The 10,895-nt window shown below is 63.2% G+C and carries 12 protein-coding genes and 1 pseudogene; 6 read left to right on the forward strand and 7 right to left on the reverse strand.

Annotation, left to right across the window (positions count from 1 at the left end):
* The first annotated feature begins 136 nt into the window (after positions 1–136).
* The 5 genes from EOA85_RS16160 (at position 137) to EOA85_RS16180 (ending at position 4,395) form a co-directional block, all read left to right on the forward strand.
* The gene (locus EOA85_RS16160; protein ID WP_127210304.1) at positions 137–844 is read left to right on the forward strand and encodes a phosphoadenylyl-sulfate reductase; all 708 of its coding nucleotides are present in this window, start codon (positions 137–139) and stop codon (positions 842–844) included.
* A 303-nt stretch (positions 845–1,147) separates the two neighbouring features.
* Complete coding sequence (locus EOA85_RS16165) at positions 1,148–1,876, forward strand: GntR family transcriptional regulator (protein ID WP_245485805.1); 729 nt, start codon at positions 1,148–1,150, stop codon at positions 1,874–1,876.
* A 91-nt stretch (positions 1,877–1,967) separates the two neighbouring features.
* Complete coding sequence (locus EOA85_RS16170; protein ID WP_127210306.1) at positions 1,968–2,504, forward strand: flavin reductase family protein; 537 nt, start codon at positions 1,968–1,970, stop codon at positions 2,502–2,504.
* Positions 2,505–2,518: 14 nt separating this feature from the next.
* On the forward strand, positions 2,519–4,006 hold the full coding sequence (locus EOA85_RS16175) for a 4-hydroxyphenylacetate 3-hydroxylase N-terminal domain-containing protein (RefSeq protein WP_127210308.1): 1,488 nt from the start codon (positions 2,519–2,521) through the stop codon (positions 4,004–4,006).
* 8 nt (positions 4,007–4,014) lie between these two features.
* Positions 4,015–4,395 (forward strand): cupin, encoded by a 381-nt coding sequence (locus EOA85_RS16180; protein ID WP_127210310.1) that lies wholly within the window; start codon positions 4,015–4,017, stop codon positions 4,393–4,395.
* On the opposite strand, the gene EOA85_RS39005 is transcribed toward EOA85_RS16180, so the two are convergent.
* The 5 genes from EOA85_RS39005 to EOA85_RS16205 all read right to left on the reverse strand — a co-directional run bounded on the left by EOA85_RS39005 (position 4,392) and on the right by EOA85_RS16205 (position 8,775).
* Positions 4,392–4,631, reverse strand: coding sequence for a hypothetical protein (locus tag EOA85_RS39005; RefSeq protein WP_245485807.1), 240 nt, complete (start codon positions 4,629–4,631; stop codon positions 4,392–4,394). The two genes, EOA85_RS16180 and EOA85_RS39005, sit on opposite strands and share 4 nt — an antisense overlap.
* A 182-nt stretch (positions 4,632–4,813) precedes the next feature.
* Positions 4,814–5,992 carry a hypothetical protein gene (locus tag EOA85_RS16190; RefSeq protein ID WP_127210312.1) on the reverse strand — a complete coding sequence of 393 codons (1,179 nt, stop codon included), beginning with the start codon at positions 5,990–5,992 and terminating at the stop codon, positions 4,814–4,816.
* 54 nt (positions 5,993–6,046) lie between these two features.
* Positions 6,047–7,057, reverse strand: coding sequence for a succinylglutamate desuccinylase/aspartoacylase family protein (locus tag EOA85_RS16195; RefSeq protein ID WP_127210314.1), 1,011 nt, complete (start codon positions 7,055–7,057; stop codon positions 6,047–6,049).
* Positions 7,058–7,066: 9 nt separating this feature from the next.
* On the reverse strand, positions 7,067–7,411 hold the full coding sequence (locus EOA85_RS16200) for a RidA family protein (RefSeq protein WP_036267438.1): 345 nt from the start codon (positions 7,409–7,411) through the stop codon (positions 7,067–7,069).
* Positions 7,412–7,455: 44 nt separating this feature from the next.
* Positions 7,456–8,775 carry an alanine racemase gene (locus tag EOA85_RS16205; RefSeq protein WP_127210316.1) on the reverse strand — a complete coding sequence of 440 codons (1,320 nt, stop codon included), beginning with the start codon at positions 8,773–8,775 and terminating at the stop codon, positions 7,456–7,458.
* A 77-nt stretch (positions 8,776–8,852) separates the two neighbouring features.
* Here EOA85_RS16205 and EOA85_RS16210 point away from each other — a divergent pair, with 77 nt between their 5' ends.
* The gene (locus EOA85_RS16210) at positions 8,853–9,794 is read left to right on the forward strand and encodes an amidohydrolase family protein (RefSeq protein WP_127210318.1); all 942 of its coding nucleotides are present in this window, start codon (positions 8,853–8,855) and stop codon (positions 9,792–9,794) included.
* On the opposite strand, the gene EOA85_RS16215 is transcribed toward EOA85_RS16210, so the two are convergent.
* A complete protein-coding gene (locus tag EOA85_RS16215) occupies positions 9,768–10,739 on the reverse strand; it encodes an ABC transporter permease (RefSeq protein ID WP_127210320.1) in 972 nt (323 codons plus the stop codon). The two genes, EOA85_RS16210 and EOA85_RS16215, sit on opposite strands and share 27 nt — an antisense overlap.
* Positions 10,736–10,895 (reverse strand): annotated as a pseudogene (locus EOA85_RS16220) (ABC transporter permease); the annotation flags it as partial. The pseudogene EOA85_RS16220 and the gene EOA85_RS16215, both read right to left, overlap by 4 nt.

The following is a 10,895-nucleotide window of genomic DNA, read 5'->3' on the forward strand; positions in this document are numbered from 1 at the left end:
TGGCGGCACGGCGCAGATCGTGCGCGACCGCTTCTTCGACCTGGACGAGCCCGACCGCCAGGCGATCCTCGATTTCGCGGCGAAGCTATGATGCGGCTTTATCACGCCACCACCGTTTTTGATCGGCCGAACCGCCATGTATGAAGCCGTCATCGCAGAGCTGAACCATCTCGACGGACCCGAGTTGCTGGCGCCGCTCGTCACCGACCTGTTTTGTGGAAACATAGCGCTGGTGTCCTCGTTCGGCGCGGAATCCGCGGTGCTGCTGCATATGGCGGCCTCGATCGACCGTTCGCTTCCTGTCATCACGCTCGATACCGGAAAGCTGTTTTCGGAAACGATCGCCTATCGCGCGCAGCTGACGGCTCTGCTCGGCCTCACCGATCTGCGTGTCGTCACGCCTCAGGCGGATGTCTTGCGGGTGCTCGACGGCGCTGGATCGCTGCACCGCCGCGATCCGGACCGATGCTGCCACATCCGCAAGGTTCTGCCGCTCGAAAATGCGCTGACTGGTTTCAAAGCCTGGATTTCCGGCCGCAAGCGATATCATGGCGGGCTTCGCGCGGATGTTCCGACGCTTGAGGAGACTGACGGACGCCTGAAGATCGACCCGCTTGCCCGCTTCACCCGCCGGCAGATCGAGGCCTATCTCGATTACTATGATCTTCCGCGGCATCCGCTCCTCGAAAAAGGCTACCACTCGATCGGCTGCGCGCCCTGCACGGTCCAGTGCGGCAGCGCGGACAATCCGCGCGCGGGCCGCTGGAGCGGACTGTCGAAGATGGAGTGCGGGATTCACCGGTCGCCCATTGCCTCTCGCAATTCGGCCCCGTCTGCTTCCTGATTTCCGGTTACGCAGACATCGAGGTCCGCACCCCCCAGGGAATCGGCCATTGCCGCTTCATCTGCGAAGCCACTACGAATTGTCGTAATGATTGAAAACTAGGCAAAGCTCGCGAAAACCAGGAGATCAGCTGCCGGAAACTAGTGGTGAAAAGCCGACACTTGGTTACCCCGATGCAACAGGCGCCCCGGATGGAATCTTGCGGTCTGAGCTGACACCGGAATGTGAAGCTAGCGCCATTTCCGCTCGGCGCAGCCGGGTCGAAAATTAGCTTGATCTTATGGTCGACAACATGTATACATCATGTCTATGTCCAACCCTTATCAATCACAACGCCCTGCCATAGGTCAACGCGCCGATGCTGCGCAAGACGTCGTCTACCGCTGGCTGAAGCAGCATGTGCTGAACTTGCCTAGCCGCGAGGGCACGTTCCTTACCGAGGCTGAGGTCTGCCGCGAGACGGGAACGTCACGGACGCCGGTGCGCGAGGCGCTGTTAAGGCTCGAAGCAGACGGCCTCCTGCAGATCGTGCCGAAAAAGGGCGCCTATGTACCGCCGATCACCGAGACGGAGATCGAAGCGGTGATGCAGGCGCGCGGCTTGGTGGAAGAGTGGTGCGCGCGGCAGGCGGCCGGCTTCGGCGACATGCTTGCGACGGAACTCGACAGGCTGATCGCCCGGCAGGTGGAGGTGCAGCACGACACCGTTGCGTTCATCGAATGTGACCGGGACTTTCATCGTACGATCGTGCGCGCCGCCGGCAATCCGGTGCTCGCCGACTTCTATGAGAGCCTACGGGACCGCCAGTTGCGGATGGGCGTGCGCGCTATCACAATCTCCGGCGGACGCGGCGACAGCGTGCTTGCCGAGCACGCAGCGATTGTCGAGGGCATACGCCACGGACAGCCCGAACAGGCGGCCGCAGCCGTCGCCCAGCATCTGGCGCGGACGCTCGTCGCGTTGCGGCTGCCGATCGCGGCAGGCTGGGGTTCGGTTGCAACCGAGCGCAGTCCGGCGGTGGCGGCGCAGTAAGGAAAGGCCGCGGCGTTCGCATGGCAGTTGGTCAACGGAATTGGTGAATTGATTATCGTGATTTAACAGATCGGTGCCGAAAGGGCCGGGCATGATCATCGGCAGGGAAACGGCTTTCGACGTGCGCGCGTTCCGCCAGGCGCTGGGACAGTTTCCGACCGGCGTCTGCGTCGTCACCTGTGTGGCCGATGGCGAGCAGCTCGGCATGACGATCAGTTCGTTCAACTCGCTGTCTCTCGATCCACCTCTCGTCCTGTTCAGCATCGACCGTCGTTCAGCCGGCCTACCGCTCTGGGAGAATGCCGCAAGTTACACCGTCAACGTCCTCTCGGAAAACCAGAAGGAAATTTCCAACCGCTTCGCCAAGCCGCTTTCCAACAAGTGGGAGGGGATGCGGTTCGAGCAAGGCCGCTCTGGCGCCCCGGTGCTGCCCGGCGCGGCGGCGCTGTTCGACTGCGAGCCGTGGGCTAGGCACGAAGCCGGCGACCACGTGCTGTTCATCGCCAGGGTTAAGCATTTTCGGTCCTTCGCCGACCGGCAACCGCTGGTTTTCGGCAAGGGACGCTACGCATCACTGCAGCCAACGGAGTTTGCGGCGCCGCTTTGGCCGCTCGACATCCACTACTGAGCGCGGAGGGTAAGATGATCAAGACTGGAGCGCAGCATATCGAGATGCTGAGAGACGGCAGGCAGGTCTATATCAACGGGCAGACGGCCGGCGACGTCACCGCGCATCCAGCCTTCCGTCAGACGATCCGGTCGGTCGGCATGCTCTACGACTTCCAGGCGCGGCCGGATAACCGGGCGCTGATGACCTTTGAAGTTCCCGAAAGCGGCGGGCAGCGGGCCAATCGCATCTGGCAGTTGCCGCGCAGCCATGCCGAGCTCGTCGAACGCCGCACGGCGCTGGAAGCCTGGACGGAGCTTCATTATGGCTTTCTTGGCCGCGCCCCAGACCATGTCGCCTCCTGCATTTCCGGCATGTTCATGGGGATCGAGGTCTTCGAGGCCTATGACAAGACGCGAGCCGCGGCCCTCGCCGATTATTACCGCTACGCCCGGGACAACGAACTGTATCTCACCTACGTCATCATCAATCCACAGGCCGACCGCTCGAAGTCCGCGGGTGAGCAGCAAGACCGCTTCCTCACCGCCGGCGTCGTCGACCAGGACGCAGCAGGCCTGACAATCCGCGGCGCCAAGATGCTGGCGACCGGCGGCATCATGGCAAACGAGGTGTTCGTCACCTGCATCCAGCCGCTGCGTGAGGGCGACGAGCCCTATGCTGTGTCCTTCGCCGTGCCGATGAATGCCGGCGGGCTAAAGATCCTGTCGCGCAAATCCTACGAGGAGAGCGCCGCCAGTGTCTTCGATAATCCACTGGCCAGCCGCTTCGACGAGAACGATGCCGTGCTCTACTTCGACAATGTGAAAGTTCCCTGGGAGCGCGTCTTCATCAACGGGGACATCGCCATGTGCCAACGGCAGTTCCATGCCACGCCGGCGCATGTCTTCCAGAACTACCAGGCGCAGATCCGCCTGATGGTGAAGATGCGCTTCCTTGTCGGCATCGCCCGGCGCATCGCCGAGACCAACGGCGTCATTAACTTTCCGCAGGTGCGCGAGATGCTGGGAGTGCTTGCAGCGCAGAACACCATGGTCGACGCGTTGGTACACGCCATGGAGGTGAAGGGCCGCATGTTTGGCACGTATTTCGTGCCCGACGCGCATACGCTCTATTCGGCTCAGGTGCTGACGCAGCAACTCTATGCCGGGGTAATCCTCGCCTTGCGTGACCTGGCGGGCGGCGGGCTGATCATGCTGCCGTCTTCAGTCCAGGATTTCGCCGATCCGGAGCTGTGCAGTCTGATCGAAAAGACACAGCAATCGCCGGTCAGTTCGTCGAAGGGCCGGGTAAAATTGTTCAAGCTGGCCTGGGATGCGATCGGCTCAGAGTTCGCCTCGCGCCACACGCAATACGAGATGTTCTATGCCGGCGCCACCTTCGTGACCAAGGGGCACAGCTTCCGCACCTTCGACTGGGACCGCTGTACCCAGCTCGTCGACCACATGCTCGACAGCTATTCGCTGGAAGATGAAGTCGACCGCGCCGCTCTGGTTGCCGCGTGAGGTTTGCCATGCCGATCCGCAAGGAGCACAAGGAATTTCACACGATCGACATGACCGGGGAGGGCTGGCATTCGCCGCCTGGTTACCCGCCCGACATCGAGCAGAAGATCCTTGCCGGCCGGCTTGACGACGCGGGCAAGACCGGGCACCGCACGCGGCTGTTGAGGTTTGCGCCGGGCGCCTATACGACGGTGCCGTTCGTGCATGAATACTGGGAAGAGATCTATCTCGTATCGGGAGATCTCATCGTCGGCGGATCATCAGCCAACGAGCCGTCGCTGAGTTTTGCCCCGAACACCTACGCTTGCCGGCCGCCTGGCGTCTATCACGGTCCGTTCCGGTCGCTTACCGGGTGCCTGTTGCTCGAGCTTCACTACTACGAGACTTAACTTTGCTCGAACGATGTCCGCGCCCAAGCATGCGCCGCCGAGCCGTACAATGTCTGGTAATAGCGGGTGCCTGACGTTCCTAATGTCTGTTGCGGGTCACCGACCGTAAAGGGATGGCTGCGGGTCAGCCCCGCCTGGATCAACGTGAGGTTCTGGGGGCCGAGGGAAAAGATAAGCCCGAGGCCGAACACGAGGCCGGATTCCGCTGCCGGCGACAACAGGGCGTCGGCTGTCATGTGACGCCACCTGGTTTTTTCGGTCCCGCACCCTTCTGCATCTGCCGCCTCCCACGCGACGTAGGATGGGAGGCAGGCGCATATGGATCGCTTACGGCAAAGCCGGCATTCCCGCTCCCAGGTTCACGGTTCGAGGACCGGACCTGGATTGACAGCTAGACTGCGGCACACGGATCGATTGTTCAAACAGCTCGTGCTGCACGCACCCAATCGAGTCTTGCGGCGGGAACAAGGCCGTAATTATAAAAATTGATACCATCGACGTCCGGCGCCAGCGCCGGTTTCACCTTGGCGGCGAGGATTTCAGGGCCCGCCATTTCCGGATAGAAGAGCCGATAGCCGGCGCCGAGGAATTTCTCTGCTCCGAGCGCGGTACGGCCGGCCGCCATCAGGCCTGCGACATCGCCGGCCTGCATGTCGTAGGCACACAGGATCGCCCCGTCACAGACCTTGCCGAGCGCTGCCAGATCGCAGCCGCCGAGCCAGCCGTCTTTGAGGTCGATGATGAGGACACGTGTCTCCGGATCGGCAACCTCACGCAGCTCGGCGACAAGACTGGTCACCGGCTCGAACCGCCACAACAGATAGGCATGGAGTTGCGGCCAGGGCAGAAAGGTGTCGAGGCCAGTTGCGGGAAATTCTGGAAAGCGCCGTTCAGGAACCGCGCGCTCGCACGCCTCGGCAATCCACTGCTTGACGAGCTCACGCGCCGCCTCGCCTTCGATGCCGGCACCGGCCGCACGCGCGAGGCAGGACGGACAGAAGCACAGCGACAGAAGGAAATCGTCTTCCGGCGTCAGCCCGACACCGTCCTTCTCGTGATGGTATGCATGGGCAAAGCCCATGAAGGACGGGCTTTCAAGTTCGATTCTGTCCGGCTTGTAAGTATGCGTGATATCCGCGGCCAGCGCGCGGACATAGGCGCGAGCATCCGGATGCGATGGGCAGAGATTGTAATAATTGGGGTCGCCAAAGGCGTTGCGGGTGACGGCCTGCGGATAAAGCATGCCGAGGCGGGTATTGTGCAGGCAGACCGTCCAGCACGACACCTGGAGGCCGCCTGCCTCGCGCCGTTGGACAAGTTCGGCCAGAACGTCGCCACCTTCCGTGATCACGTCCGCCACCTTGGGCTGGATCACGAGATCGGCCCATCGCGCGGTGGTTGGTTTGAAGTAGATCGTGCCGTCCTCCGGGAAATAGGCTTTGCGGCGCGGGCTGCGCGGCTGCAGGAACCGGCCGGCATGATAGGAGGTCGCCAAGCTGATCATGTTGAGCCCGGCACGCTCGAACAGATCGCGTTCGACCATCTCCAAGCCCAAATCCTGGACATCCCAGGGATAGGTCCACATCGAAAGCTGCATGAAATATCCTCAGTTTTCTGCAATGGCGACGTGAAGACGCCGATTGGGCTCCCGTCAGCCTTCCACCGGTTCGGCGACTTGCAAGAGGCAGTCTCCCGCCTCGCACATCGTGTGCAGCCGGCGCGAAAGTACGATACCGCTTTCGGCGAAATGCAGGGCTTCCTCGGCAAGATCGAGCCGTTCGAGGTCGTGATACCAGCCGGCCAATTGTCCGGCGGTCACGCCGTCGCCGAGCCTGACGGCGGGTTCGAACCAGCCGCGGCGGGTGGCGTACAGGCCCTGACTGTGCCGGGAAAGCGAGAGCAGTCGCGTCGGCGCCGAAGGCTTTGACTCAGGCGCAAGGACCGGCGCTTCGACCACGCCCAGGGTAATCATCAGACTGTCGATCGCGCGAGCGGTAATCGCCATCGTGTCGACTGTGGCGGTGCCGCCGCCGCCGAACTCGCCGCTGACGCCAATGGCACCGGCCCGGCGGGCTGCGCCCATGGAGGTCGGCGAGGCCCGGCCATTGTCGGCCACGAACCCATACGGCATGCCGAGCGCCCGCATCAGCTCAACCCCGCGCCCCTGCCGGTCGGGATCGGTATTGCGCTCGACAAGCGCCGTGGGAAGATGCTCCATCGAGGTGCCGCCCGAATGAATATCGAAGATGACGTCGTGGCGGGGAAACAGTTCCGTCTCCAGGAAATTGGCAAGCCGGCTTGTCGGGGTGCCCAACGGGTCGCCGGGAAAGGCGCGGTTGAGATTGCCGCCGTCAAGCGGCGAACAGCGTTTGGCGGCCATGACCGCCGGTGCGTTCGCCATCGGCAGAATGGTGACACGGCCCTTGATCCGCTTGGGATCGAGCCGGCGGATCAGCTTTGCCAGCGACAGCTCGCCCTCATATTCGTCGCCGTGATTGCCGGCCATCAGAAGCAGTGATGGACCTTCGCCGTTGCGAATGAGGCAGATCGGGACCTTGACCTGGAAATAAGGCGAACGGTCTATCGAGAACGGAATGCCGAGATAACCTGATGTCTTGCCGTCCCGGTCGAAGTCGAGCGTATGGGTGAGGCCGGTGTGCATGGCGACAACTCAGACGGCGGCAACCGCGGTGACCTCGATACGGAGATCGGGGTCGGCGAGACGCGCCTCGACGCAAGCCCGCGCCGGCAGGCGTTGAGGATCCACCCAGGCATCGTAGATGCTGTTCATGGCGTCGAAGTCGCCGATCTGCGGCAGGAAGATGTTGACCGCCACAAGCTTCGACTTGCTGCTGCCGGCCTCGACTAAGAGCGCCTCGATCTTTGAGAGCACATCGCTGGTCTGGCCTTCGATACCGGCCTTGCGATTGTCAGCCACTTGGCCTGCGATGTGGACGAGGCCACCATAGACGACCGCCTGCGACATGCGGGAGCCGGACTGGAAATACTTGATCATATTGGATCCTTTCGAGGTTCTCTTGGGGCCGCCGCAAGATCCGGTCAGCCGAAATAGGTGGGAAAGGCGTGGCGGACATGGCCGGCCGCGTCGACGCCGAAGATCACGCGATAGCGATCGAGGCAGGTGCAGGGATGGGAGATGCCGAATTCAATGATGTCGCCAACGGCAATGTCGTCGCTGGGTGCAATCGACAGGAAGGCGTGCTGGTCGTTGAGCTTGAAGACCTCGGCGTGCGGTACCGGCAGCGGCTTGCCGGTCCGGAAGACGGCGAGCACCATCGGAAACCCCTGATCGAACGACACGTCGCGCATGCCCATGCCGCATATCGCGAGGCCGGGCTCCGGCCGCGACAGCACTTCGGCCCATAGGCGCAAAGCCGGACGAAACGAGTTTCGTGCGGAAACACCAACGCCGCCGACTGCAAAGCCCTTGCGAGCATCGAGTGCGCTAAGCGAGCGATCATAGATGCCATGGTCGTGGAAGAAGATGGCGCCGCTGCGCAACACCAGCGTCGCATTGCCGTCCCTGGAAACGGCGGGCGAAAGCGCGGCGACCACTTTGTCGAAGAACACCGAGCCGCCGGCCGTGACGACCAGCGGCGCAGCGCCGCCGACGCGGGCGTGAAGCCGCAGCAACATGTCGGCGGTCATTGCCAACAAGTCAGAGATCACCTCCTCGGCGCGCCCGGAGTCGGGTTGCGCCGCGGCACCTTCGTAGGTTGCGACACCGGCAATCAGCAGCCGTCCGCCGGCTGCATCAACTGCATCGGCGATCGCCTCAGCTTCGCCAGTAGTCCGCGCGCCTGCCCTCCCCGCACCGAGTTCGACGAGCACGCGCAACGGCGGCAGCATCGCATTGGACCGCCATGCTTCCGCGAGCGCATTCACGGCGACGGCAGAGTCGGCGAAGACGAAGAGCTCGACGCTTGGCCAGGCGCCAACCAGCGCGGCGAGCCGGTTCGCACCGCCTGATCCACCAACCTCGTTGGCGATGATCAGCCGTGTGAGGCCGGCCCTGAGCATCACCGCGGCTTGTCTGATATCCGCGACGGTCGTGCCCCATGCTCCGGCCTCTATCAACGATCGAGCAAGGTCCGGCGCCATCGGGGTCTTGGCATGCGGCGCGATCATGGCACCATGTTCACCTGCATAGCGCAGAAACAGGTCACGATTGGCGATGAAGGCGTCCTCGTCGAGGGTCAGCACCGGCAGCGACATGCGCCCATCAGCCGGATGCCAGCGCTCAGATGCGACAAGGCTGCTGTCCAGCCCGAAGGTGCCGGGCGGCACGCCGCGGATGCAATCATCGAGCAGGAACTTTTCACGGGTCGCGAGCGACAGTACGGGTGAGTTTTCGGTCATCCGATGCTAGTCCTTTCGCCTTCGCAGGATGAAGTCCGGATCGATTTCCGATGCCGGCCACAGCATGAGAGAGATGCGTGCCAAAGCTTTACTCCGGACCGATCATCGATGCCCACCATCATCTTTGGGATCTCGGCCTCGGCCGGCACCCCTGGCTCGCTACAACGGCTGGCGAACGCGGCGGCCTGGGCGCGGTTGGCCCCTTGCGGCGAAACTACCTTCCAGAGGATTATTTGCGCGACGCCAGCCGGCACAATGTCGTCGCCACCATCCATGTCGAAGCCGGTTGGGCCGGGGATGACTGCGTCGGCGAAACGCGGTGGCTTGAAACGCTCGACAAGTCGCGTGGCGTGGCCGCCCGCTACGTCGTTCACGTCCCGCTGGCGAACCGCCATGCGCCGGCACTGGTCGAGGCGCAGGCGGCATTCGACCGTGTCGTGGGCGTCCGCGACATACTGAGCTGGGATCCTGACCCTGCCCGCCGTTTCGCTGCCCGTGACGGCATCATGGACGATCCGGGCTGGCGGACCGGCCTGTCCCTGCTTGCCGGCCATCGGCTGGTTTTCGATCTGATGGTGTTTCCGCGCCAGCTCGCCGGTTCGGCGCGCCTTGCAGCGGCCTATCCGGACCAGTTCTTTGTCCTCAACCACTGCGGCAGCCCGATCGATCGCGATTCCGACGGAATGCGGGCGTGGCGCGAAGGAGTTCGGCGTTTGTCCCAGTGTGACAACGTCGCCATCAAGATATCGGATCTGGTCGCCTACGATCATGACTGGACGCTCGACAGCCTGAAGCCGGTTGTCATGCATTGCATAGACTGTTTCGGCACGCGGCGCGCGATGTTCGGCAGTGACTTCCCGGTGGCCGGTCTGCACGCGTCGTTCGATGCGGTATATGACAGCTTCAAGGCCATTGCCTGCGAGCTTTCCGCAGACGAGCAGACGGCGCTGTTCTTCGGCAATGCAAGGCGCATCTACCGGCTGGACGGTATGTCATCGGCGGGCCTGCTCCCTGCCTGAGAGAAGCAGCAGCCCAAGGATCAGTGAACCGAACAGAATGCTGCGCCAGCCGGGCGATGCGTTGACGACGGTGATCAGAGCCGTGATTGTGACCAGCAGGATGGCGCCGGGGATGGTGCCGGCATAGGTGCCGAGCCCGCCAAGGATCGAGGTGCCGCCGAGAACCACGGCGGCAATCGAGGCGAGGAGATAGGGATCGCCGATCCCGACATAGCCCTGTCCGTTCATGCCGAGCACCAGCACGCCCGCGAGCCCTGAAGTGAAGCCGCTGATGCCGTAGACCGCCAGGGTGGTCGAGGCGACGGGAACGCCGGAGAGTGCCGCGGCGAGTGGGTTGGCGCCCATGGCGAAGAGCCGAGCGCCGAAGGATGTGGCATGCATTGCGGCCAGAACGATCACGGAGACGGCCACCCACAAGAGCACGCCTGCGGGAATACCGGCCGGCCGCGCATTGCCGAGCCAGCGGACCAGCGGGTTTTCGGCGGTCACGGCGCTGCCGCCGGCGATGATGATCAGCAGACCCTGCAGGAATGTCGCCATTGCCAGGGTCATGATCATAGGATGAACGCGCAACAGCGCCACGCCCAGCCCGTTCACCAGACCGATTGTCGTCGTCAACGCAAGGACGGCAAGGACGGCGGTGAGCCCGGTCGGATCCGCCTGCCACGACAGCAGCGGCAGGCTGACGGCGCTCACTGTGACGATCGCCGCGACGGAAAGGTCGATGCCGCCGGCGATGACTACAAAGGTCTGGCCCGCCGCAACCAGGCCGATGACCGCGGCCAGTTCGACCAGATAGCGCAAATGGCCATAGGCGCCGAAGCCACGCGAAGCGAAGCTCGCCGCGATCCAAACCCCTGCTACGATGGCGACCGTGAGGAAGGGCCGGCTGCGCAGGATTGTCAGGGCGCGTCTGCCGCCAACGGTCTCTTTCCATGCTGTCATTGCTGCACCTTGCGGAATTGCGGGATGGCGACCGCCCCGATGATGATGAGGCCCTGGGCGACATACTGGGCGACCGGCGTGAAGCCGAGGAAGAACATGACACTGATCATCAGGCTGAGCAGCAGGCTGCCGGCAAGAGCGCCGCGCATCGTGCCT

Source organism: Mesorhizobium sp. M5C.F.Ca.IN.020.29.1.1, from assembly GCF_003997375.1.
Classification (GTDB): Bacteria; Pseudomonadota; Alphaproteobacteria; order Rhizobiales; family Rhizobiaceae; genus Mesorhizobium; species Mesorhizobium wenxiniae.